The organism is Proteobacteria bacterium CG1_02_64_396 (assembly GCA_001872725.1).
In the GTDB taxonomy this organism is placed as follows: Bacteria; Pseudomonadota; MNWR01; order CG1-02-64-396; family CG1-02-64-396; genus CG1-02-64-396.
Genome location: MNWR01000021.1, coordinates 1 through 24,709, shown reverse-complemented (window position 1 = coordinate 24,709; position 24,709 = coordinate 1). Strand labels below are relative to the sequence as shown.

16 protein-coding genes are annotated in these 24,709 nt (G+C 64.6%); 9 read left to right on the top strand and 7 right to left on the bottom strand.

The window, feature by feature from the left end; translation table 11 throughout:
• Positions 1 to 631 precede the first annotated feature (631 nt).
• Positions 632 to 850: a hypothetical protein gene (locus AUJ55_02560; GenBank protein OIO60114.1), complete on the bottom strand. Its 219-nt coding sequence runs from the start codon at positions 848 to 850 to the stop codon at positions 632 to 634.
• Positions 851 to 1,145: 295 nt separating this feature from the next.
• Between AUJ55_02560 and AUJ55_02555 the strand changes: the two genes are divergently transcribed.
• The 8 genes from AUJ55_02555 to AUJ55_02520 all read left to right on the top strand — a co-directional run bounded on the left by AUJ55_02555 (position 1,146) and on the right by AUJ55_02520 (position 15,692).
• Entirely contained in the window at positions 1,146 to 5,654 is a 4,509-nt protein-coding gene (locus tag AUJ55_02555; protein OIO60115.1) for a hypothetical protein, read from the top strand.
• A 130-nt stretch (positions 5,655 to 5,784) separates the two neighbouring features.
• Complete coding sequence (locus AUJ55_02550) at positions 5,785 to 6,123, top strand: hypothetical protein (GenBank protein ID OIO60113.1); 339 nt, start codon at positions 5,785 to 5,787, stop codon at positions 6,121 to 6,123.
• A gap of 70 nt (positions 6,124 to 6,193) precedes the next feature.
• Complete coding sequence (locus AUJ55_02545; protein OIO60112.1) at positions 6,194 to 7,027, top strand: hypothetical protein; 834 nt, start codon at positions 6,194 to 6,196, stop codon at positions 7,025 to 7,027.
• A gap of 1 nt (position 7,028) precedes the next feature.
• Positions 7,029 to 7,940: a hypothetical protein gene (locus AUJ55_02540; protein OIO60111.1), complete on the top strand. Its 912-nt coding sequence runs from the start codon at positions 7,029 to 7,031 to the stop codon at positions 7,938 to 7,940.
• Positions 7,941 to 7,950: 10 nt separating this feature from the next.
• Positions 7,951 to 10,314, top strand: a complete 2,364-nt coding sequence (locus AUJ55_02535) for a hypothetical protein (GenBank protein OIO60110.1) — start codon at positions 7,951 to 7,953, stop codon at positions 10,312 to 10,314.
• A gap of 8 nt (positions 10,315 to 10,322) precedes the next feature.
• Entirely contained in the window at positions 10,323 to 11,525 is a 1,203-nt protein-coding gene (locus AUJ55_02530) for a hypothetical protein (protein OIO60109.1), read from the top strand.
• Between the two features lie 922 nt (positions 11,526 to 12,447).
• The gene (locus AUJ55_02525) at positions 12,448 to 12,897 is read left to right on the top strand and encodes a hypothetical protein (protein OIO60108.1); all 450 of its coding nucleotides are present in this window, start codon (positions 12,448 to 12,450) and stop codon (positions 12,895 to 12,897) included.
• A 92-nt stretch (positions 12,898 to 12,989) separates the two neighbouring features.
• The gene (locus AUJ55_02520; GenBank protein OIO60107.1) at positions 12,990 to 15,692 is read left to right on the top strand and encodes a hypothetical protein; all 2,703 of its coding nucleotides are present in this window, start codon (positions 12,990 to 12,992) and stop codon (positions 15,690 to 15,692) included.
• Positions 15,693 to 15,881: 189 nt separating this feature from the next.
• On the opposite strand, the gene AUJ55_02515 is transcribed toward AUJ55_02520, so the two are convergent.
• The 5 genes from AUJ55_02515 to AUJ55_02495 all read right to left on the bottom strand — a co-directional run bounded on the left by AUJ55_02515 (position 15,882) and on the right by AUJ55_02495 (position 22,318).
• Positions 15,882 to 16,613 (bottom strand): hypothetical protein, encoded by a 732-nt coding sequence (locus AUJ55_02515; protein OIO60106.1) that lies wholly within the window; start codon positions 16,611 to 16,613, stop codon positions 15,882 to 15,884.
• Complete coding sequence (locus AUJ55_02510) at positions 16,610 to 17,293, bottom strand: hypothetical protein (GenBank protein OIO60105.1); 684 nt, start codon at positions 17,291 to 17,293, stop codon at positions 16,610 to 16,612. The genes AUJ55_02515 and AUJ55_02510 overlap by 4 nt, the downstream gene beginning before the upstream one ends.
• 851 nt (positions 17,294 to 18,144) lie before the next feature.
• The gene (locus AUJ55_02505; protein ID OIO60104.1) at positions 18,145 to 19,275 is read right to left on the bottom strand and encodes a hypothetical protein; all 1,131 of its coding nucleotides are present in this window, start codon (positions 19,273 to 19,275) and stop codon (positions 18,145 to 18,147) included.
• Positions 19,272 to 20,126 carry a hypothetical protein gene (locus AUJ55_02500; GenBank protein ID OIO60103.1) on the bottom strand — a complete coding sequence of 285 codons (855 nt, stop codon included), beginning with the start codon at positions 20,124 to 20,126 and terminating at the stop codon, positions 19,272 to 19,274. Before AUJ55_02500 ends, AUJ55_02505 begins: the two co-directional genes overlap by 4 nt.
• Positions 20,126 to 22,318 carry a hypothetical protein gene (locus tag AUJ55_02495; protein ID OIO60102.1) on the bottom strand — a complete coding sequence of 731 codons (2,193 nt, stop codon included), beginning with the start codon at positions 22,316 to 22,318 and terminating at the stop codon, positions 20,126 to 20,128. The genes AUJ55_02500 and AUJ55_02495 overlap by 1 nt, the downstream gene beginning before the upstream one ends.
• Positions 22,319 to 22,766: 448 nt before the next feature.
• Here AUJ55_02495 and AUJ55_02490 point away from each other — a divergent pair, with 448 nt between their 5' ends.
• Complete coding sequence (locus tag AUJ55_02490) at positions 22,767 to 23,207, top strand: hypothetical protein (GenBank protein ID OIO60101.1); 441 nt, start codon at positions 22,767 to 22,769, stop codon at positions 23,205 to 23,207.
• Between the two features lie 72 nt (positions 23,208 to 23,279).
• Here AUJ55_02490 and AUJ55_02485 read toward each other — a convergent pair whose 3' ends face one another.
• Entirely contained in the window at positions 23,280 to 24,449 is a 1,170-nt protein-coding gene (locus AUJ55_02485; protein ID OIO60100.1) for an ATPase, read from the bottom strand.
• Positions 24,450 to 24,709: the final 260 nt, after the last annotated feature.

Here is a 24,709-nt window from a genome sequence, read left to right as displayed (position 1 = left end):
ACTGAAGTGATCGGTTCCATTGCGATGACCTGCCCCATTGCATCTCACTTTTCGATAATAATGAACATGATGATTCGAAACTTTTTGATACCGGGAGCACTCAGCGCTGTCTCGTCCAAGCTTACTTGACGTGCAGCGCTGAGTGCTCCCGGATAATTAAACGTTTTTCCGAATCTCGATGGTCATTTTTTAGCGGAAAAACCCGCCATTTATTGCGTCGTCAGTGGAACTTTGTTTTATGCGACAGGACTGTCGCATAACTACCGAAAAGAGTTGTCGCATAATCCGTCTCGTGTCAATCCAACGCGTTGATTTTGCTTACATGGAGGCCAGTTATGACGACACCCCCGCGCAATTACTACGACACTCCCGCCTGCTCGATGTGGTTCGAGCTCAAATGCGTCCCCAGCATCTGAACCTGAACGTGCATCATTGGGGTCTGCCAGCGGATTTTCCAGCAAAGTGACGTGATCTCCCCCCCCGGCGTTAGCACCCCTCTTGGCGGGGGTGTGGCTCCTGGGGGCGGTGGCCTTGGCTCTCGCGACCTTGAAATGCCGCCTCCGCCACCTTGCATCGTCCGTTGGGTCGACCGGGATGGTGCCGATCAGCCTTCTGATGTGGCTTTCGAAAGTCAACGAGACCGGCGGACGAACCGGTGCATCTGACCGATGCAGGCCACGCCATGAACACCCCCCCCCACCACCGCATTCGCGTCTGCGTTGATGTCGGCAGCCGCAAGCACAGCGTCGCGGTCGGCCTTGCCGACGGACGCCTCCTCGACGTCGTCGTAGGTGGGGCGCCGCCCCGAAGGCGATCCCCTCGGGGTGTTGGTGCTTAGCGGCGGTATCATGAACAAACTGTAACAAACGCTTGACACCCTCTGCTCGCCTGTCTTCAACTGGGCGCCGACAAGCAGCGGTCAGATCCTTTAGGTGGTTGGCTTTTTTGACGTTGAAGGCGCATTGAAAATGCGTCAATACGGTGGGCGTTTTGCAGCGGTTTCCGATCACCCCCTACACAGGAACGTCCCCATGAGTCGTGCCCCCTCCAAACGGCGTTCCGCTGCCCCCGCCACCCTTGATTCGCCTGCACAAGCTGCCCCCCCCGCTGCTCCCCCCCCCTCCCCGAAGGCCAGCCGCCCCTACCTGGTGGGCATCGGTGCCTCGGCGGGGGGGCTGGAGGCCCTTTCGGCGGTGATTGCGGCGTTGCCCACCGATCTGGGCATCTCTTACGTGGTGTTGCAGCACCTCTCCCCCACCCACCGCAGCATGATGGTGCAACTGCTGGGGCGTGAAACCGCCATGGCGGTGCAAGAGGTAGAACACGGATTGCGACCGGAGCCCGACACCATTTACGTCGCTCCGGCCAGCAGCAACGTTAAGTTGAAGGAGGGGTGTTTCGAGCTGATCGAGGGGCCGCGTGAGGCGACCCCTCGCCCCTCGGTGAACATCTTCCTGACCTCCCTAGCCGAAGAAAAAGGGGAGGACGCCATTGGGGTGATCCTTTCCGGCACCGGCAGCGATGGCGCCTCGGGGCTGCGCGACATCAAAGCGGCGGGGGGGTACACCTTCGCCCAGGATCCGCAAACGGCGAAGTACAACGGGATGCCCCAGTCGGCCATCGACACCGGCTGCGTCGACTGGGTGTTGCCCCCAGAGGGTATTGCCGAAGAGATCGCCATCGTCGCCCGTTCCCATGGGACGGTGGCGGTGGCCGACAAACCCCCCATTGCGGCAACCACCCTAAAAAAGCTGCTGATGAAGGTTAAGCAGCAAACCCGCATCGATTTTTCGGGCTACAAAGAGGGGACGTTGTGGCGACGCATCGAACGGCGCATGGCCGCCACCCACGTCTACAACCTGGACAGCTACTTGGAGTTGATCGAAAGCAACCCCGAAGAGCTGGACCACCTGGGCAAAGACATCCTGATTTCGGTGACCGCCTTCTTCCGCGATCCCGAAGCGTTTGCGGCGTTGCGGGCCCAGTTGCGTGCCGTCATTCAGGGCAAGCGGATCGGCGATGAAATCCGCATCTGGGTTCCGGCCTGCGCCACCGGAGAAGAGGCCTACACCCTGGCCATTTTGCTGGCCGAAACCCTAGGCCCCAGTCTGGCGCAGTTTCGGGTGCAGATTTTTGCCACCGACATCGACACCAACGCCTTGACCATTGCCCGCAAGGGCTCCTACGCCGAAAGCGCCCTGGTCGATCTGGAACCGGGGTTGGCGATGCGGTATTTCCAGAAGGTGGGCAACCGCCTAGAGGTCTCCCGCCTGCTGCGCGACATGGTGGTGGTGGCCCGCCAAGATCTGGTCCAAGACCCCCCCTTCCTGCGGCTGGATTTGGTCAGTTGCCGCAACATGCTCATCTACCTGCAAAACGAGTTGCAGGCCAAGGTGTTGGCCACCTTCCACTACAGCCTCAACCCCAACGCCCTGCTGTTTTTGGGCAAGTCGGAGGGGATTTTCCAGCAGGAGGGGCTCTTCGATGTGGTCGACAAATCGGCCCGCATCTACCGGCGCTGCGCCGGGGAATCGCGCCTGACCGTATCGGCCTTTCGTTTGCCCGATGTGGGGGAGCGCTCCCCCCCCAAAATGGTGGCCGACTCCGAAACCCGCCTTCTGGAAGAGGCGGTGCGCCATTACGTCCCGGCCACGGTATTGATCAGCAGCAATTTCGACATCCTGCACATCCATGGCAACGTCACGCCCTACCTGGCGGTGATGCCGGGTAAACCCAACTTCAACCTGCAACACCTGCTGCACCGGGATCTGCGGGCCGACCTGCAACTGCTGCAACATCACGCCGAACACAAGCAGGAATCTTCGTTTGGGCGCCCCCATACCCTGAAGGTGGGCCAAGAGACCCACGAGGTCCGTCTGGCGGTGCATCCCCTGGATCGCGGTGGGATCAGCCCCCTGTTTTTGGTGTGTTTCGAAGAGTTGCCCCTCGTTGGAACGGCGTCGGGGGATGGGGAAACCCCCGACGCCCACTCCGATGCCGGGCGCAATGTGCGAGAACTGGAGGAGGAGCTGATTTCGACCCGGGAGCGGTTGCAAACGGTGATCGAAGAGCTGGAGACCTCCAACGAAGAGATGCAGGCGCTCAACGAAGAGGTGGTGGCGGCCAACGAAGAATTGCAGTCCTCCAACGAAGAGCTGGAGGCGGCCAACGAAGAATTGCAATCCACCAACGAAGAGATGACCACGGTCAACGAGGAATTGCAGGTGCGCTCCGGGGAATTGGCCGATTTGCTCAACGACCTGGAAAACATTCAAAACTGCGTTGGTTTCCCCATCATGGTGTGCAACTCCAATCTAGAATTGGTCCGCTTCAACAGTCCGGCGGCAGCGTTGTTTTCGTTGTCGAACGCCTCGATTCGGCAATCCCTGGCGGGCATTAAACTCCCGCCGGGAATGCAAGACTTTACCGGGAAAATCCGCGCGGCAATTACCGATAACCGCAGCAGCGAAACCCACGTGTTTTCCAACGAGCGCCACTACCTGCTGCACGTCTCCCCCTACGAAACCAAGGCACGCAACCATCGCGGGGCGATTGTGGTGTTGCTCGACCATACGGACCGTCTGGTGGCCGAACGGGATGTGCGTAAAAACCGGGAAATCCTGCTGGCGATCATGAACAACTCAACCTCCATCATCGGGTTAAAAGATTTGGGGGGTCGGTACGAATTTGTGAACCAGAAGTTTGAGAAATTCTTCGATCTGAAGGCGCAGGATGTTCTTGGCAAAACCGACGCCCAGATTTTCTCTAGAAAAATCGCCGATGATTTCCGCACCAAAGAGCTTGAGGTTGTGCGTTTACGTGAGCCGATGGAGTTTGAAGATCAACTCACCTTGTCGGTTGATCGGGAGCGGTTTCTGCATTCCATCCGCTTCCCGCTGCTGAGTGAAGACGGGGTGGTCTACAGCATTTGCACCCAGGCGGTGGACGTGACCGAACACAAACACGCCGAGGATCAACTGCGTTTGGCGGCGCGGGTGTTTGATCGGGCGGGGGAGGGGATTGTGGTCACCGATGCCCACCAGAAGATTTTGACCGTCAATGCCGCCTTCACCCAGGTGACCGGTTATACCGCTGAGGAGGTGATCGGGCGCAGCCCCCGGTTGCTGTCGTCCGGCAAACACGATGCCGCCTTTTACCAAGGATTGTGGCTACACCTGAACGCTCATGGCTGGTGGCAGGGGGAGATCTGGAACCGGCGCAAAGGGGGGCAGGTGTACCCCGAGTGGCTCACCATCAACGTGGTGAATGACCCCGAGGGGAACGTCATCAACTACGTGGGGATTTTCAGCGACATCTCGGTGGTTAAGGAGTCTCAGCGCAAGGTTGAGTTTTTGGCCACCCACGACGAACTGACCGAATTGCCCAACCGCGCTTTGTTCATGGACCGCCTACATCAGGCCATCGCCCACGCGCAACGGGCCGAAAACACCTTCGCCATCCTGTTCATCGACCTGGACAACTTCAAAATCATCAACGATTCCCTGGGGCACGCGGCGGGCGATACCCTGCTGAAAGAGATCGCCCTTCGGCTGCGTGGTTGTGTGCGGGTGGGGGATACGGTGGCCCGCTTCGGCGGGGATGAATTTGCCCTGTTGATCGAAGACTCCAGTGCGGCCGAGGCCGAAATGACCGCCCACCGTATTGCCGATGCCATGCTGCGCCCCTATTCCATTGGGCGGCAGAATGTTTTTCCGGGGGCCAGCGTGGGCATTTGCCTCTACCCCGATGACGGCCAGGACCCCGAGACCCTGTTGAAAAACGCCGACAGCGCCATGTACCAAGCCAAGGATGGGGGTAAACGTTCCCACCACTTCTTCACCGATGAACTCAAGCGGGTGGCCGACGAGCGGCTGCGGCTTGAAACCGATCTGCGCAGCGCCATTGAGCACAACGAGCTGCACCTGGTCTACCAACCTCAGTTGGATGTGGCCCGGGGAAACCTGATTGGGGTGGAGGCGTTGGCGCGGTGGCAGCATCCTCGCGACGGCCTGATTCCCCCGGCTAAGTTCATCCCCTTGGCCGAAAAGGCCGGCATCATCGATCGTTTGGGGGAGTGGTGCGCCGCCACCGCCTGCGCTCAGATGGCCCAGTGGGTGGCGCAGGGGCAGCCGATTCCCAGGGTTTCCATCAACGTGTCGCAGCAGCAATTCCGGCGCAGCAACATCCCGGCGTTGATGTTGCGCCTGCTCAGCCAGCACAGCTTGGCAGCCGAGCGGGTGGTGCTGGAATTGACCGAAAGTGCCCTGGTTCAGGATGCCCATCAAACCCAAACGTCGCTGCTGGAGCTCAAAGCGCTGGGGGTTCGACTGAGCATCGACGACTTCGGCACGGGGTATTCGTCCCTGGCCTACTTGCGCCGCCTGCCGATCCACGAGTTGAAAATCGCCCAGGATTTTGTGGTCGACATTGCCCACAGCAAAGATGCCCAGGCCATCGCCAAAACCATCCTGCTGATGGCCCAAACCCTGGGGTTCAGCGTGGTGGCCGAGGGGATCGAAACCGAAGGCCAGCTTCAGGTGCTGCGCGAGATCGGCTGCGACATCGGCCAGGGGTTCCTCTTCGCCCATCCGCTGACGGCGCAAGATCTGATCGCCAAGTACGGTGTAACGGGTGATCCTGTGCCCTCCCCGTGATCGGACCCGTGCCGCCAGCCGCCGCTTGATGACCCTGTACTGGGACCGGGACCGGCAGAAACCGTTGTTCTGCAAACCCAAGCAAAACCAGGGCGACCTTTTACCCACAAATCCTTTGAAGGAGGGGAAGATGCTGAAAAAAACCGTGACGGTGTTGCTGACGCTGGTGGTGGTGTGGGGGATGACAACCCAGGCGCAGTCACGCCCCAAGAAACCGGTCGATGGCCCCACCGTGTTCGAGGAGACCTGCTTCAAGTGCCACACCATCTCGGGGGTTCCCCCCTTCGACGGTGCCGACGCCACCAAGAAGGATCTGCGCCAGGCTTTGTCGGATCAGGCGCTGATCGAGGATCGGATCACCAACGGCATCAAGAAGGGGACGGCCGAGATGCCCGCTTTCAAATACAAAACCAAGTTCATGAAAGAGGAGTTTCCCGTTCTTCTGGAATGGCTGACCTCCCTGAAATAACCCCCCCGGAACTCTCGAACCGGTGGGAATCCCGCCGGTTCGGACGGGATCCTCTTCTTCGGGAGTTGCCATGTTGGAACGAAAACTCGGCCTGCACGGGGTCACCCCCAGCCAGGGGGTGGCCGGGCGCAGGCGTTACGCCATGGTGGTCGATCTGCGCGCCTGCACCGGCTGCGCCGCCTGCGTGGTGAGCTGCAAAACCTCTTTCGATGTGCCGCTGGGGGAGTGGCGGATGTGGATCAAAGAGGAGGAGGCCGGCGAGTTCCCCCACGTCCAACACCTGAACCTGCCCCGTTTTTGCAACCACTGCGACTCCCCCCCCTGCGTGCGCAACTGCCCCACCGGGGCGACCTTCAAACATCCCGATGGTCAGGTGTTGCAGCGCTACAACCGCTGCATCGGTTGCCGTACCTGCATGGCGACCTGCCCCTACAACGCCCGCCACTTCTTGCCCGAACACCGGGCCGACTCCCGCACCCCGATCAACGTGGTCGATAAATGCGACGGCTGCATCACCCAGGTTAGTCGGGGAGAACTGCCGGTCTGCGTCGCCACCTGCCCCCATGGGGCGCTGAGTTACGGCGATCTCAACGACCGCGAGAGCGCGGTGGCCAGGCTGGTGGCGGTCAACCGGGTTTCCAACCTGCGCCCCGACATGGGGACCAACCCCATGGTCTTCTACATTGGCCTCGATCAGGGGTTGAGCGACCCGGCGGACTCCTACCTTGATCGCAGCGCCCAGCTCGCCGAACGCAAGCGCGACTACCTGCGCCATCACCAAGAGCTGGAGGGGGATTACATCGAAGGGGAGACCGGTCCAATCGACTTCATCGGGCGGACCTTGACCAACCTGGGGCGTTTCTTGCGCGATGTGCCCAGTAAGTTGTTCGGGGGAGGGCGCTGACATGGAAAGAGAAATCGTTGCCAACGCCATGCATCACGCCACTTGGGGCATCCCGATTGCCATCTACTTCTACCTGGTGGGGGCCTCGGCGGGCTCTTTTGTGGTTTCGTCGCTCGGCTGGGTGTTCGGGATTCCCAAGTACAAGCCGATCTCTTTGTTTTCTGCGATCACCGCCATCGTGCTGCTGCTGATCGTCCCGGTGCTCTTGGTCTTCGACCTGGGCCACCTGTGGCGCTTTTTCCACCTGCTCTTCTTGACCAGCTTCAGCCATTGGTCGGCCCCGATGATGTGGGGGACCTGCCTGATTATGGCCTATACCTTCGGGATGATGGTCTACGCCTGGTTTGTCTGGCGGCACGACGTGGTCTGGGCCAAACGCTTCGGCATCCTGGCGGTGGTGCTGGCCATCGGTACCCACTGGTACACCGGGGTGGTCACCCAGCTCATCCCCGGCCTCGACCCCAACCACACCGCCACCGCCCCGATTCTTTTCCTTACCGGCGCGTTCGTCTCGGGGATCGGCTTTCTCTGCCTGATGCTGGCGCTGCGCAACCGCTGGGTGGGTGAAGAAAACCAAGTCGCCCCCGAGCTGATCGTCGGGCTGTCGCGCCTGATGATGTGGGGGATCGTCTTCGACCTCTTCTTGCTGCTGAACGAGTTCTTGCAGATGACCTACGGACGGGGGGAGGAGTGGGTGGTCTTCTACAAGGTGCTGCTCGGTCCGTTCCAGGTGCCGTTCGTCTGGATCGAGATCGTCTGGGGACTTTTGCTGCCGCTCACCCTGCTGGCCTGGCCCAAGGTGGGTCGGCAGTACCCGGTGGTGCTGACCGCCTGCTTTATGGCGACGACAGGGATCATCGGCATGCGCATCTGGTGGGTGATGGGGGGCTTTTATGTTCAGACGTTTTATTGAGGAGGGGGCGGTGACGGGCCGTGAGGTCGTGTCGGACAAGTCCGACCTCCACACCCTGACCCGCCGTCAGTTCTTACTCAGCAGCGCCGCAGTTTCGGTCGCGGCGGCCGCTGCCTTGGCGACCCCGATTCCAGCCCGCGCCGCCCCCCTGGGGGCCGAAGGGGCGCGGTACCACAACTTCAAGCGGGCGCTGCGCACGCCGGTTTTCACGGCATCCCCCGCCTTCGGCAATCCCTACCCTCTGATCGCCTGGCAAGAGGACGACCCTCTTGCCCCCGTGCGGATGGACGGGGGAAGCGGCCCCCGCGTCGTGGCGATCTCGGGGATCCCCCATGCACCGGCCAGCCTGGGTCGGGCGGGCGTTGCCCATGTGGCCGCCGTGCTCGAAGCCGACGACCCCGACCGGCTGACCACCCCCCTGCGGCGCACCGGTCCACGCGGCAGCGGACAGTACCAAGCCGCCACCTGGGATCAGGCACTGGCAGAATTGGCCCCGGAACTGGCCCGTGCCCGACCTACGGGCACCGTAATCCTTACCGGCCCCCGCGCTCCAACCACCCTGTGGAACCGCTTTGCCCGCACCCTGGCCACCCCCCACCACTTCACCCTCGGTTTTGCCGCCGGGCGGGCCAAGGTGTGGCAGGCGGTGTGGGGGGTCGAGGCACCGGTGGCCGATGTGGCCAGGGCGGGGCTGGTCCTCGATTTCGGCGCCAACTTCTTGCGCAGCCACCCCGAGTGGGGGGCCAACCTGATGCAGGGGCGCAGCCGTTTTGGCACGCGCTTGATCTCCATCGACCCCCGCCTGTCGCGCACCGCTGCGGCCGCCGAACGCTGGATTCCCATCCGTCCCGGCACCGATGCCCTGCTCGCCCGGGCGCTGGCCGCCCAAATGGTGTGGAACGAGAGCGCCGATGTGACCGCCGCCGCCAAGCTTGGGGGGCTCGATCCCAAGGAGCTCGGCAGTCTGCTCGACGATACCGACTTGGACGCCATTGCCGAAGCGACCGGCCTGCCGTTGAAAACCCTCGAAGCCCTCGGCGACGAGGTCAGCCGCATCCGCCCCCTGACGGTGATCGCCGGGGCGGGGGCGATTGCCCATAGCGGCGGGGGGGGCGCCGAACGCTGGATCGCCCTGCTCGCCCTACTGGCCGGATCGGTCGAAAAACCGGGAGGACTCGCGCAACCCCGAGGCTTCGAGCTGGGTGCCATCACCCCCGAGCCCCCCACCTCCAAGGCCGACCCTGCATCCCCCATGTCAGCGGGGGAGCAGCTCCCCTGGCAGGCGCCTTACCTCGATCTGCTGGTGGTGCATGAGGCCAATCCCGCCTTCGATCAACCCGCCGCCGCCGTGTGGCGGGGCTGGTTGGGGGAGGAGGATGCCATCGGCACCACGGTTGCCATCGCCACCCGGCGTAGCGAAACCACCGATCTGTGCGACTGGATCCTCCCCGAGGCCCACTGGCTGGAGCGGCATGAGGCGGTGACTGGGCAGGCGACCTTGCTGCCGTGGGTCGGCGCCCGTCAGCCCGCCCGCACCCCGCCGGGGGGGGCGCTGGCGCTGGCGGTCATTCTGCGTGATCTGCTGCGGGGCTCACGTCCCGAAGCGGCGCAAAAGTATTGGAATTTCGAGGATCCCGCCCAGTGGCTCGCCCCCCAGCTCGATGGGGTAGAGGGGTTGGAAGAGGAGGGGGGCTGGCAGGCTGTGCTGCCCAAGGTTGGGATTTGGCCCCTCTATGGCCGCTTCGATCCCCAAAGCCGTCAGGTGCTCGACGATGACGGCTATCCGCCGCTGCCCACCTTCCCCGCCGCCCCCCCCAAGATGAGGCTGGGCGCCCTGCCCGAGTGGGAGGCGCCCCCCGAGGTGGCGCAGCCGGGGGGGCTGACGTTGATCGTCCACGCCGCCGAGGTTGGCGATGGGGACGTGACCGCCAACCACAAACTGATCGCCGAGCAGCAGATGGCCAACCACGTGCAGATCAACCCTGGGATTGCCCGCCTTTTACAGATTGAGGATGGCGACTTGATCCGGGTGATCTCGGTTCAGGGGTATTTGGTCGGTCAGGCGCGGCTGACCCAGACGATTCACCCCGAGGTGGTGGCGATGCACGCTCAAGGGGGGCATTGGGCAGGGGGGGCGGTGGCGGCTGGCCATGCCGGCCCCGAACATCGGGAGGCCAACGGCCCCATCGACTCCCCCGACGCCGATCTGGCCCACAACCTGTGGTGGAGCGACCGGGGGGTCCACCCCATGGATCTGCTCGCCCCCCATTTCGACCCCGAGACGGGGCTGGCGGCCCGCTGCACCCCGGTGCGCATCGAAGCGGCCCAGGCCGGGGACGTGTATGGCCAGGTGGTGATTGGGGGGCAGGCATGAGAGGGATGATGGAACGGTTCAAAGCGTTATGGGCCCGCCTTCGTGGTGGTGATGCCCAACTGAAAAAAATCGCCTACGGCTTGGTGGCTGCGGTGGTGTTGGTCGTGCTGATCGGTGTCGGCAAGCTAGGGCTGATGCCGGTACCGGGGGTTCATTCCTGGTTCGACGATCCGGCCACCTGCGCCTTCTGCCATGAGACCTGGTACGGCGACGAGGCCACCTTCAATCCCCAAGCGGGGGCCGAAAAACCGTTTGGGGTGACCGTCGGCTGCGCCGAGTGTCACCCCTCGGCCGCCGAGGAATTCCGTAGCAGCGCCCACGGCATGAGCGCCTCCGATCTCAAGCCCGGTTGCGTGAATTGCCACGACGCCCCCCATTCGGTCCCCACCTTCTTCAGCCACATGTTCTTGGAGGCAGGAAAGTGGAAGGGGGTGCAGATCGCCCTGCGCGATCAGGATTACAACAACCGCACCCTCGCCCCCGCCTTGGCGATCAAGGAGCGGGCGCGGATGGTCGCCGACGGCGGCGCCTCATGCCGCGCCTGCCACGAGGCGCCGGGGGCGACCTTCCCCAAAACGCTGCCGCAGCATCAGGCGGCCCTGTCGGGGCAGGGAAGCTGCCTGGATTGCCACGCCAATCTGACCCATCAACGCAGTCATCCGGTGGCTTTGGCCGGGCATGGCGATGCGATTCGGGGGCAAGCGCTGGCAACCCAGCCGGTGGGGCCCGAGAAGAAAACCTGCTTCCAGTGCCACGGCGCTGGGGGGGTGAGCGAAAACCCGGAGTGGCCGAGTCTGGCGGGGCAGGGGGTGCGTTATGTCGAGCAGCGGCTGCGCGCACTGCGCATGGCGGGCGAGGGGGGCGGGGCGATGGGGCAGGTCGCCGCCACCTTGAACGACGGGCAGATCGACGACCTGGCCGCCTATTTCGCCACCCTGCCCCCCAAAGCGGTCGAGCCCCCCTTGGATTTGCTGGAGGAGGCGCGGGGGATCGAGGCGTTTGCGCGCTGCGCCGGTTGCCACGGTCCCCAAGGGCAAGGGCAGGGGGTCTTCCCCCGCATCGCCGGTCAGCCGCTGGGCTATCTGATCGTGAGCCTGACCGCCTACCGCGACGGCCAGCGGGCGCCGGGTTCGATCATGGCGCGGGCGGTCGCCGAGATGGACGACGAGGCCATCGAGCAGGTGGCGGGGTGGCTGGCGACGGTGGAGTGAAAAACCAAGGTTTTTTGTAGGAGCGCCGCCTCGGCGCGATTATTGAGCCCCGAGGGCGCGCCCGTTCGAATTGGGAAGGAAGGCAATTATTCATCGCGTCATCGCGCCGAGGGCGGCGCTCCTACAAATTTTCGATGCAGGCTCTCTTGCCGAGGGTCGCCTTCGATCGACGCCGTTTGGCTTCAGGCCGAAAACCTCGATGTGGTCTTGCCATGCGGTGGTGGGGGTGGCGGGGTGGCTGGCGACGGTGGAGTGAAAAACCAAGGTTTTTTGTAGGAGCGCCGCCTCGGCGCGATTATTGAGCCCCGAGGGCGCACCCGTTCGAATTGGGAAGGAAAGCAATCATTCATCGCGTCATCGCGTCATCGCGCCGAGGGCGGCGCTCCTACAAATCTTTCAATGCAGGCTCTCTTGCCGAGGGTCTCCTTTGATCGACGCCGTTTGGCTCCAAGCCGAAAACCTCGATGTGGTCTTGCCATGCGGTGGTGCAGGTGGCGGGGTGGCTGGCGACGGTGGAGTGAAAACCCAAGGTTTTTGTAGGAGCGCCGCCTCGGCGCGATTATTGAGCCCCGAGGGCGCGCCCGTTCGAATTGAGAAGGAAGGCGATCATTCATCGCGCCATCGCGTCATCGCGCCGAGGGCGGCGCTCCTACAAATTTTCGATGCAGGCTCTCTTGCCGAGGGTCTCCTTTGATCGACGCCGTTTGGCTCCAAGCCGAAAACCTCGATGGGGTTTCATGCGGTGGTGCAGGTGGCGGGGTGGCTGGCGATGGTGGAGTGAAAAACCAAGGTTTTTGTGGGAGCGCCGCCTCGGCGCGATTATTGAGCCCCGAGGGCGCGCCCGTTCGAATTGGGAAGGAAGGCAATCATTCATCGCGTCATCGCGTCATCGCGCCGAGGGCGGCGCTCCTACAAATTTTCGATGCAGGCTCTCTTGCCGAGGGTCGCCTTCGATCTTCAACCCGAGACCCCCATGACCCTTTCGATCTACTCCGTTTGGCTCCAAGCCGAAAACCTCGATGTGGTCTTGCCGCGCCGTATCTTGGGGATCTTCCCGGTGCGTCGTTCGGTGGCGATGGGGTTTCATGCGGTGGTGCAGGTGGCGGCCGAGAATCCCGGTCAGGCGCAGAAGCTGGCCCAAGCGACACTGACCGACGATTTCGCCCGCATCCCCCGCAATGCCCCCGAAACCTGGCACCTCAAGGTGCGCGATTTGCGCCACGACGGCCCCGCCCCTCGGCTCATCCCCAAGGCGGGGTGTCTGAACAACGATTGGGCCGCCGCTTGGTACCCGATGGACGACCCCAAGGCGGCCCGCCACCGCGAAAAGGTGGTGCGGGCCAGGCTTTGGGAGGGGCAGCGGGTGGGGTGAGGGGTTGTTCAGGCGGTGCCGTGGTGGTGTGATCCCTCTTGCAGGTTTCGACACCCGCTACGGCCCCCGCCGTCGCCGAAAGGGAGGATGCGATGTCGAACGACTCCGAGCAGTTGCAGCGCCGCATTGCCGAGCTCGAAGGGCAGGTCCGCCAAGTCGAGACGGCCCATCGGGAGTGGCTCAGCGCCCTGGATTCCATCGACAGCGCGGTGTTTATGCACGACTTGCAGTTCCGCATTCTGCGGGCCAACCGGGCCTACCAGCGCCTGGCGGATCGCCCCTACGATCAGATCGTCGGCCAACCCTACTACACCGTGTTCCCCCTGCTGCCGGGGCCGCTGGCCAGTTGCCAGCAAGCCCTGACGCACTGCGCCGAAAGTCAGGAGGAGGTGACGGTGGGGCAGCGGGTCTACCGCTCCCGCGCCTTCGTGGTGTGCGACGACGCAAGCCACCCCCTGCATTCGGTCCACATCCTCGACGACATCACCCAAGAGCGGCGCAGCCAGCTCCTGCTGCACGACCGCGAAGACCGGCTGCGCGGCATCTTCAACAACACCAGAAGCGGCATTGCCATCTACCGGGCGGTTGAGGAGGGGGCCGATTTTGTTTTTGTCGACTTCAACCCGGGGGCGGAGCAGATCGAAAAGCTGGCACGGGGGCAGGTGGTCGGGCGGCGCGTGACCGAGGTGTTCCCAGGGGTGGAGGCGTTTGGTCTGCTCGACGTGCTGCGCCGGGTGTGGCAGACCGGTCAGCCGGAGGATTTCGAGCCGAAGATCTACCGCGACACCCGTGTCGAAGGTTGGCGGGAAAACCACATCTTCCGGCTCGATCAAGGCGATGTGGTGGCCATTTACAACGACGTTACCGTCCGCAAACAGGCCGAGGCCGACCTGCGCGACAGCGAAGAGCGTTACCGCACCCTGTTTGAGTCATCCCGCGACGCTTTGGTGGTGCTGGATCGCAGCGCCCTCGTCCTGATCGACGCCAACCCGACGGCCTTGGCGTTGTTTGGACTGGGCAACCTGAAAGCGCTGCGCGGCCTGAGCCCCATGGACATCTCCGCGCCGGTGCAAGCGGACGGAGAGGAGCCGATGGCGGGTGCGCGCAGACTGATCGACGAGGCGTTGAGTGGTGCCGTCGCCCCCTTCGAGTGGCTTTGCCGCCACCGCGACGGCGCCATCTTCCCGGTCGAGGCGATGCTGACCCCCTTTGAGGTCGACGGCGCCCCCCTGTTGCTGGCCACGGTGCGCGACATCTCCGAGCGCAAGCGACACGAGGCCGAATTGCAGGCATCCCACGACCTGCTGCGTTCCGTGGTCGAGAACATCCCCCACCGGGTCTTCTGGAAGGACAGCAACTCTCGCTACCTGGGTTGCAACACCCTCTTCGCCCGCGACGCCGGGCTTGAGCATCCCGAGCAACTGCTCGGCAAGGACGACTTCGCCATGGGTTGGCGCGATCAGGCCGAGCTGTACCGGAGCGACGACAAGGCGGTGATGGATTCCGACACCCCCAAGCTCGACTTCGAAGAGCCCCAAACCACCCCCGAGGGGGGGGAGATCTGGCTGCGCACCTCGAAGGTGCCGCTGCACGACGAGCAGGGGGCGGTGCGTGGGGTGCTCGGGATCTACGCCGACGTCACCGAGGAGCACAACAACCGATTGGAGCTCCAGCGGGCCAACATCGCCTTGCGCACCATCGGCGCCGGGAATTCGGCCCTCATCCATGCCAAGGAGGAGGGGGTGCTGCTAAGGGAGATGTGCCGGGCGGCGGTCGAACAGGGGGGGTACCGTTTCGCCTGGATCGGCTACGCCTTGGACGATCCCGGCAAAACCATCGAACCCCAGGCCTGGGCCGGTCAGGCCAACGGCTACCTTGATGCCCTGACCCTGACCTGGGGGGGGGAGGGGCGCAAGGCGATCCCCTCGGGGGAGGCGATTCGTACCGGCGAGATCCAGCTCGTGCCCAACGTCGAGCTTCATCCGGGAGACCGACGCTGGATCGCCGAGACCCGCCGGTTTGGTTTTTCCTCGTGCGTTGCCCTGCCGCTCATGGAGGGGGGACGCCCCTTCGGGGTCTTGGTGTTGCTCGACGACGCCCTGGGCGTGTTCGGCGACCGGGAGGTCGCCATTTTGAACGAGATGGCGGGCGATCTGGCCTATGGGGTGCGGATGCTGCGCATTCAACAGGCCCACGCCGGGCACGAGCGACAGATTCGCAACACCCTGCTCGAAACGGTGCAAACGGTGGCCGCCATTGTCGAAATGCGCGACCCCTACACCGCTGGCCATCAACGCCGGGTCGCCGATTTGGCCCTGGCCATCGGCCATGATCTGGGTTGGGACGACGAACATTGCCAAGCGCTGTATCTGGCCGGGGTGGTCCACGATGTGGGCAAGATCAACATCCCTGCCGAGATCCTGAGCAGACCGAGCCGGCTGACCCCCATCGAACTCGAATACGTCCGGTCCCATGCCCAGGCGGGGTACGAGATTCTGAAGCCGGTCCACTTCCCCTGGCCGATCGCCGAGATCGTGCATCAACACCACGAACGGCTCGATGGCTCCGGCTATCCCCAGGGTTTGCAGGGGGATGACATCCTGCCCGAGGCCAAGATATTGATGGTGGCCGATGTGGTCGAGGCGATCTCTTCCCACCGTCCCTACCGCCCCAGCCTGGGGATGGAGGCGGCGCTGGACGAAATCGAATCCAATCGGGGGACCCTCTTCGATCCCGAGGTGGTCGACGCCTGCTTGCGCTTGATCCGCGACAAGGGGTTTGTCTTCCGGGATTGAGGGGTCGAAACCCTCGGCCCGAGGGCGGGCCTCCTACGAAGGGCTCAAGCGATGGGGTTTTTCGTAGGAGCGGCGCTTTTGTGGGAGCGCCGTCCCGGCGCGATTATCGAACCAAAGCCTTTCCTTCCCCGAACCAAAACCCTCGGCCCGAGGGCGGGCCTCCTACACCGGGGCGGGCCTGTTTCCCCCTCACCGCAGCCGGTATTCCAGCGCCACCTCGATCTTCATCGGCAGGGTAAATCCCTCGGGGGGGGCGGGCAGGGGGAGCGCCCGCTCCAGCGCCTCCATGGCCGCCGCACACAGGCTTCCCACCCCGCCGTCCGCCTCGACATGGACCGCCCCTCCCCCCTCCTGCAACCAAAACCCCAGCCGCACCACCCCCTCGATTCCCCGTCGCCGCGCCGTGTTCGGATAGAACTTGTGGGCCTCAAGATGGGCGATCAGCCGTCCCAAAAAGGCGGCCCGTTCGTCGGGGGAGGCGACCGCACGGGGGGGCGGGGCGGCTGCGGTGACGGTGGGGGTGGGATCGGCTTGGGGTTGCGCGACCTCCTCCTCGACCTCCTTCGCGATGGTCTCTTCGACCGCAACCTCCTCGACCCCCTTGGGGGGAGGCGGGGGGGCGAGCGCTGGGGTGGGGGCCTGGGTGTGCAACAGCGGCGGTGGCTCCTCCTCCTTGGGTTTGGGGGGCGGGGGTGGGGGCGGTTCGGGCTTCATCTCTTCCGGCGGCGCGATGGGGGGATCCAGCGCCGGGGGGAGGAGCGACACCGTCACCGGCCCAGCCTGCTCGGGGGCGGCCAGCGCGGGGAGCACCTGGTATTGCAACAACAGGGCGCCGTGCAGCAGCAGCGATAGGGCGATGCCCAGATGCAGCACCCGGCGCTGGGCCGGAGAGGGGTCAAAACGGGGAAGCGCGGGGTTCATGGGGCGACCCAACCCAGGGCGGTGGCGCTCCCCAACAGCAGCAACAGCAATGCGCCCCCCCGCCGGGCGGCAGGGAGGTAAGGGCCGATTTCGGCCCGAATCCGCGCCCCCCCCGAACCGGCCAATCCCGCCAGCACCAGCCCCGGAACCGCGACGGCGCCAAGTCCAAACGCCAGCCCCATCCCCCCGCCCAACCAGGGGGAGGCGCTCGCGGCGGCGGCGGCCAGCACGGTACTCAAGGGGATGCAGGGGGAGGCGGCCAGGGTCGCCCCCATCAGGTAGAGGGTGAGCGGGGTGGCCGGTTTGGGGGCGGGGCGGCGCCGGATCGGCGCCACCCCTTCGGTGGCCGGTGGTGCGGGGTGTTGGCACCCTTGACCGCTGCGCCACAGCGCCACCCCCGCCGCCACAGTGACCCCCCCCAAAAGCACCGTGACCCCCCCTTGGGGAAAGGCCTGGAGCAGCGTCGCCCCCCCCCATCCCGCCAGGGTCGCCAGGGTGGTGTAGGTGGTCAGTCGCCCCGCCAAAAAGGGGAGCACCCCCAGCCGGACCGTGCTCTCGCCCCCGTGCAGGGTCAGCAACGGCCCGGCGTAGGGCAGGCAGGTGAGCAGGCAGGGACCGGCCCCGAAGGCGAGACCCAGCAGCAGGGCGGCGGGCAGGGAGAGGGCGAGGGTTTCAGTCATGGGTATGGGTTGGCCGGTGTTGGGTAGGAGGGGTGAGGATTCGGGTTGTGGGTTGGGTGGGCGCTCACGGGCGACACCCCTCACCCCAACCCTCTCCCCAGTTCTGGGGAGAGGGGGTTGATGTTGCCCCGAACGAAAGGGCCGGGGGTTGGGCTGGCCTGTTCGCCCGGAAGACCGGGCTTTTACACCCAGCCCAACCGGTTGATCTCGGTTGTAGAGGCCCCGCTGGCGCTCGCCTTGAGTGAAGCGAAGGGAAGATTTTCCCCCTCGCCCCCCCAGGGGGAGAGGGTCGGGGTGAGGGGGCTGCCGTGCGGGTCCAAACGGTGATTTTGGGCAGGCTGCGTCCTCGTGAAGACCCTGCGTCGGTTCCCCCCTTCCCACCATGAACCACCCCTCACCCCAACCCTCTCCCCAGTTCTGGGGAGAGGGGGTTGATGTTGCCCCGAACGAACCGACCGGGGGTTGGGGTGGCGCCCGTCGAAGGGAGGGCGAAGCGTGGGTGGTTTTCCCCCTCGCCCCCCCAGGGGGAGAGGGTCGGGGTGAGGGGGCTGCAGTGCGGGTCCAAACGGTGATTTTGGGCAGGCTGCGTCCTCGTGAAGACCCTGCGTCGGCTCCCCCCTTCCCACCATGAACCCCCCCTCACCCCCACCCTCTCCCCAGGTCTGGGGAGAGGGCTGACGTTGCCCAGATCGAACCGACCGGGGGTTGGGGTGGCGTCTGCTCGAACCAGGCGTTTCGCCGGTCGAGGCCACCCCCACGGTTCAGCGCCAGACCGTTCCCCCCATCAGCGGGGAGAGGGTCGGGGTGAGGGGCGGTTGCACGAAGTCCGCAGGTGGCGTTGCGGCCAATCCTCACCCCCCGCGCCCCCGCCACCACCCCAACAACGAGCTTTTTTCCCACGCTTTCTGGCTCTTCTTGCGCCCTTTGAAATAACCCGGATCCGACGTGAACACCGGCATCCCGGCATACCGCAGTTGCAGCGCCCCGGCGTCAGGGCAGAACTCGACGCAGCGGCCGCACAGGGTGCAATCGGCGTGGGTGATGTGCAGCGGTTTCGCGGCGACCTCTTTCACCTCGCCCTCCTGGGCGGCGGCGTTGCTCACCGCTTGCCCCTCCTGGGCGGCGGCGTTGCTCACCGCTTGCCCCGCCTCGGCGACCCCGGCCACCGCGATCTCGCGGATGTCCATGGGGCAGGCGCCCGCGCACAGGTTGCACTTGGCGCAGCGGGGGGTCGCCGTCTTCACCAAACGCAGCAGTCCCAACCGGCGGAACAGAGCATGCAGCGCCAGCATCGGGCAGATGCGGCAGAAGGGTTGTTTGACCCCCAACGATAGCGCCGTCATGCCGCCGAACAGCGCCACCCCGGTCAGCGACAGCGCCAGCCCCAGCGCCGAATCGGTCGCCACCGCGAACTGGCTCAGGTCGCCCCCCATCAGGGTGGTCATGAAGCGGCTGGGGCAGATGGTGCAAAAGGGGCTGCCCAGCTCGTGGGGGGTGATGCCCATGCCGGTGAGCAGCGGCAGGGCGAAGACAAACCCGCCCAGCAGCAGCCACTTCCAGGGACGGGTTTTCTTCACCGTCCCCTCGCGCAGTGGCCACTGGGGGACGATCCCCAGCTTGGTCGACAGGCCGTGGACCAGCTCTTGAAAAGTCCCCAGCGGGCAGATCCAGCCGCAGAAGGCTTTGTTGAGCACCACGAACAACAGCAGAAATCCGCCCAGGGTGGTCAGGGTCGGCAGCAGGGCGGGGATCCAGGGGCCGCCGTCGCTCAGCCAGCCCCCGACCCGGTGATCCATCTGGTGCTGAAAGGGGATCAAGGTGCAGTAGTCGGCGGTGGTGGCGTCGTAGGCGCAGGCGAGCGCCGGGAGGTTGCCGCTGATTTTGTCGGCGGCGTAGAAGCCGACGATGGCCGAGCCGTAGACCAAGAAGAGAAAAAAGGCGATCTGCACCACCTTGCGCAGCAATGAGACGTTGATCGTCATGACGCACCTGCCTTTCGCCGCGACAGCACAATCAAGCCCAAGGCAAAGCCCCCCACCGCCCCCTTCCAGCCCCAATCCAATGAATGGTTGCGGGAGAGCCCCCCGTAGTAGTCGGCGCTCAAGGTGGCGATGTAGCGGATGCCGCCGCGCTCGGTTTCGGCGCGCACCTTCATTGCCCCCTTGGGGCCTCGGTCGAAGGGGGACTTGGGGGCGTCGGCGCTGGGGACCAGCAGATCGAGCGGCAGGGTGAACACCACCCGCCCGGCTGCGTCGCTGCGCCCCTCAAGGGTGGTGTGCTGAGCGGTTTTGAGCAGCACCGTGGCCCCCGGCAGTGGCTGGCCGTCGAGGCTGACGCGAAAGGCGGCCGGTTTTTCCTCTTGGTAGCGCCAGTGTTCCCGGGGCAGCGGATCGGGGATCACCTCAAGACCGGCGCGGGCGGCGCCGGTCAATTCGCTGGGGGAGTGGCCGCTCGGTTTGCCGTGGGCCGCGTACCAGCGGGTGGCGGTCTCCATGACGCCGCCCTGCAGCCGCTGCGCCCAGAGCAGGTGGTAGTAGTCGATCCCGGTGGCGGGGGGGGTGAAGCGCTCCCCCACCGGGGTCAGGGGGGTGGCGGCCAGATCGGGGGCCCACAGCACCGCCGTCGCCCCCTCGCCGTCCCGCAAAAGATAGGTCGGTTGCGGCATCCCCACGGGGGCGTGGCCGGTTGCGGGTGTCCCGGCGAGGGAGTTTGCGCTCATGGCCGGCTTGCCACGCTGGATGGGGGCGGTTTCCCAGGTCATGGCTTGGGCGGGGGCGGCGATGGCCAGAAGGGCCGCGAGTCCTATCAATCCTGCGTTTTTCAGGCTGTTCATCAGAACCTCCCGGTGATCCCGGCGGTATAGGTCCGCCCCTGATTGACCACAATCGAGAGATCTTCCGCGTTGTAGACCCCATCGCCGTTGCCGTCCCCCGAGGCGCTGCGGGCGGTGTTGAAGTAGCGGGTGTCGAGCACGTTGTCGACCCGGGCGAACAGCTCCCAATCGCCCCCGGCCCCCTGCATCCGCCAGGTTCCCAGCAGGTTGACGCTGGCGTGTCCCCCTATCTTTTCTTGGTTGATCTCGTCGGCCCAATACGACGAGATCGCATCGACCTCGCCCCGCAGGGTGAAGCCGCCGCCGGAGGTCCGAGCGGTCATGCCGACGTTGAGGTGGTGTTTCGGGGTGCGGGGAACGGTGTTGCCGGTGTTGTTGTAGTGAACGACGGTGGGGTTGGCGACGTAGCGGCTGCCGAGCACCAGATAGAAGTTGTCGTACTGGGTGAAGCTGGCGTCGAGGTAGGTGTAGGCCAGATCGAAGGCCAGCGGCGCGGCGGTGTCGGTGTGGGCGGCCAGCTCAAGCCCCTTGCTGCGGGCGGCGCCGATGTTGGCCCATTGGGCGGTGGTCCCGCTGGGGGTGACCGAGTACTGCCCCACCGAGCTCATGATGAAGTCCTTGCGCTCGACCCAGAACAGCGCCCCCTCCAGGGTCCAGCCGTTGCCGTGGAAGCGGCTGCCCAGTTCGTAGTTGAGCGCTTGTTCCGGCTTGAGCCCCTCGTTGCTGGCGGTGGTGCCGGTGGGGGAGATGGTCCCGGCGAAGAGTTGATCGACGGTCGGGGTACGGAAGCCGGTCGAGGCGCTCACGTACAGCTCGTCGTCCCCACCCAGGTCGTAGTTGGCCCCGACCCGCCAGGAGGCGACGTCAAAGGCTTTATTCAGCGACAGGGTGTTGGTGTGTTTTGCGGTGGGGTTGCCGGTGTAGTCCAGCTTGATGTGGTCGTAGCGTCCGTTGAGGGTGAAGGTCAGATCGGCGCCTGCCGGGAGCTTCAACTCCCCATACAGCGCCTGCACCCCCTCTTTGGTGGTGTCGTCGGCGGTGACGGTCCCGGCGGTGTTGACGGCGGGGGAGAAGGGTGAGGACTTGAAGTCGACCAGGTATTTGGACTGGTTGATGTAGGTGTTGGCCCGCAGGTCGAGGGCGACCATCCAGCCCAGATCGCCCGAACCGCGCAGCTCGCTCTTCACCCCCGCCTGGGTCTGCCGGTAGTCGTTGTAACTGGTGTAGGCGTCGATGTCGGTGACTGCGGCGCCGGTGGCGGTGTAGTTCTGGGGGGCGGACGAGAAGTTGGTGTGGTCGCCGTAGCGGTAGGCGGTGACCATCAAATTGTTGCGGTTGCCCTCCAGGGCGTAGGTGGCGAAGTACTTGTCGAGCCGGGTGTTGAACATCCGGGCGTAGTCCCGCCCTTGATCACTCTGGGGATCGAGCGCCGCCTGGGTCACCCCCTTGACCGAGCCGTGGCTGTCCTTTTTGCGGTGGGCCACCTCGGCGCCGAAGGTCAGGTCGGCGTCGTCGCTCAGGTAGATTTGACCCTTGCCGCTGACGTTTTGGGTGAGGTAGCCCGATTGGTAGTAGTAGCCGTCCGATTTGCGGGCGTTGGCCTGCACGAAGGCGTTGAACCCCTCCTGGGCGGTGCCGACCCGCAGCATTCCCTTGGTGTAGTCGAAGCTTCCCGCCTCGGCGGCGGCGGTGACCCCCGCATGTCTGGCCCCGCGCTTGGTGGTGATGATGACCGCCCCCGAGAGGGCGTCTTCGCCAAAGAGGAACGAGGCCCCCCCCTTGATGACCCGGATCGACTCGATGTTGTCCAGATCGATGTTGACCTTGCCGGTGCGCTCGAAGACCGGCACCCCGTCGATGACCACCGCGACCCCCGGTTTTTCACCCATGAAGCGCTGGTTTTCGATGCCGCGAATGTGGATTTTGAGGGTGTCGCCCGAATCGAATTCGGTGGTGATGCCGGGTATGCCTTGCAGTAGCTGCTGGATGTTCTCGGCGTGGGCGGCGTCGACCTGGCTGCCGTCGATGGTCTCGATCCCCACCGGCTCGCCGCGCCGGGCCTCGAAGCGGTCGTCGATGGTGGTCGATTCGACCCGGATGGTCCCCAAATTCTCGGCGTGGACGGCAGAGGGCAGCAGGGCGACCCCGGCCAAGGCCAGGATCAGGTGGCGGCGACGGACGGTGTGGATCATGGACGCTCTCGTGGGTTTTTGGGTTGGGTATTGAAGAGGGCCGAAAAAAGGGCCGACCCCACGCGGGTGTTTTGAGGCGGGGGCCGGCCAAGATCGGGAAGAAGCACCCCTGGAGGACGCGCATGAAGATGAACCATCCAGAAGAAGCTTGGGGTGGTAGGTACAAGCGATGTGCCAGGGGGTAAAAAGGGCGGAAAGACGGGTTTTTTTGCGGTATGGCGTGGGGCTGCCGGGGAACATATGCGGCATATGGCGCAGAGCGGGTGCGGGGGGTGGCGCAGATGGGGGCCGGTCGTTGTGGGGTTGAGAGGGGGGAGGGGGCGATACCGCCGAGGCGTCGGGGCTATCCGGTCGTTTCGACTTGGCCGATCATGCTGGCCGCGAAGTTGCAGTGGAGCCGTTTTCCGCTCGTTTCATCTCAATGCGTTCCGACCGAGGAGTTCAAACCATGAAAACCATCCGCCAAGCCGCCGCCGCCCTGACCCTGGGCGCCCTGATGATTGCCGCCCCCGCATCGGCCGAACCGATGAAGGGGCACGGCGACCACGACATGGTGATGCACCACATGCACGTGATGATCCTGCACGCCAGCGAGATGGCGGCCGAGGGGGGCAATCTGCTGATGTTGGGCGACATGGGGATGGCCCCCGGCGTCGATGAGCAGACCCGCCACCACGGGGCGATGATGCTCGACGGGGCCGAAAAGGTGCTCAACGAGGTGATCGACTCCCCCACCATGGCCGCCATGCACAAGGCGGGGATGAGCCCCGAACAATCGAAAGAGATGGCCTATGTGCACGACCTGGCCCAGAGCGTGCGCCGCACCATCGCGCTGATCCGGGCGATGCCCAAGGTCAAGCCGATGGCGATGGAGGGGATGTCGCACTGAGCACGGGGCGGCAGGCAGCAAAACAAAAGGGGCTCCGTTTCGGAGCCCCTTTTTTGTTGGCGCTGGGGGGTGTTACCCGACGTGTTCCCCGGCAATGTCGCGGGCCAGATCGTAGAGGGGCATCGCCTCGATCCCATCGCCGATTCGGAAGCGCTCCGTGCCGGGGTAGACCACGAAGCGGCGCTGGGGGGTCAGGTCGGTGCAGGCGGCGTGAAAGCCCCGTTCGACCTTGGGGGTCAGGCTGCGTTTGATTTCGATGGCCCACAGTCGACCGTCGGGCCAATGCAAAAGCAAATCGATTTCGGCCCCGCCGCTGCTGCGGTAAAAGAAGGGCTGGCAATCGCGGGGGGCGCAAGAGATCAGGTTTTCCAGCACGAAGCCCTCCCAACTTGCCCCCACCACCGGGTGGCTCAGGAGCGTCTCTTTGTCGCGAATGCCAAGCAGGGTGTGGACCAAGCCGCTGTCGCGAACATAGACCTTCGGCGACTTGACCAAACGTTTGCCCAGGTTGGCGTGCCAGGGCTGGAGGCGACGCACCAGAAACAGATCGTTCAAGAGATCGAGATAGGCGGTGGCGGTTTTGCCGTCCACCCCCAGGTTGCGGGCGAATTGAGCGGCGTTGAGCAAGCCGCCGTGGTGATGGGCCAGCATGACCCAGAAGCGACGCAAGGTTTCGGCGGCGATGCGGGGGCCGAACTGGGGGATGTCCCGCTCCAGATAGGTGCGGATGAAATTCTGGCGCCAGCGCGAACTTGCTGCGTGGGAGGCCAAAAAACTCTCGGGGAATCCCCCTTGCAACCACAGTGTGTCGTTGGCTTCGGGGCCGGTTTCGAGGATGTTCAGGGGGGTCAGCTCCAGGTAGGCAATACGTCCCGCCAGACTCTCCCCCGATTGTTTGAGCAGGTCGAGGCTGGCCGAGCCCAAAAGCAGGTACCGCCCCCCCGTGCGCCCCTCCCGGCGGTTGCGGTCGATCATGCCCCGCAGGATCGGGAACAACCCCGGCGAGCGATGGATTTCATCCAATACGACCAGCTTGTCCCGGTGATCCCCAAAATAGAGTTCCGGCTGGGCCAGCTTGGCCCGATCCCCCTCCGATTCCAGATCGAGGTAGATGGCGTTCCCGGTTTGCGACACCGCCCAGGCCAGGGTGGTCTTTCCCACTTGGCGGGGGCCAAGCAGGGCAACGGCGGGCGTTTCGGCCAGGGCAAGGGTCAACTCGGATTGCAGAAGGCGGGTAATCATGCTTGCAATTGTGGATTAACATTCCCTATTTGCAAGGATAAACCCCTAGGGGTCTGTCGGGCTTGAGCGTCCGTAGCGAGCCGAGTGGGGAATCGAGGCCAAATTTTCATGGTTTTGAGGATCATAGTGGTGTCTATGTGACGAAAAACCGGGGGAATTTGGACCGATTACCCGCCGGCGCACGACTGCATGGATGCAGGAGGTAGAGCAATGCAGGAGTAATTGCCGAGTAGGACGATCTCAAGTCCGACAGACTCCTA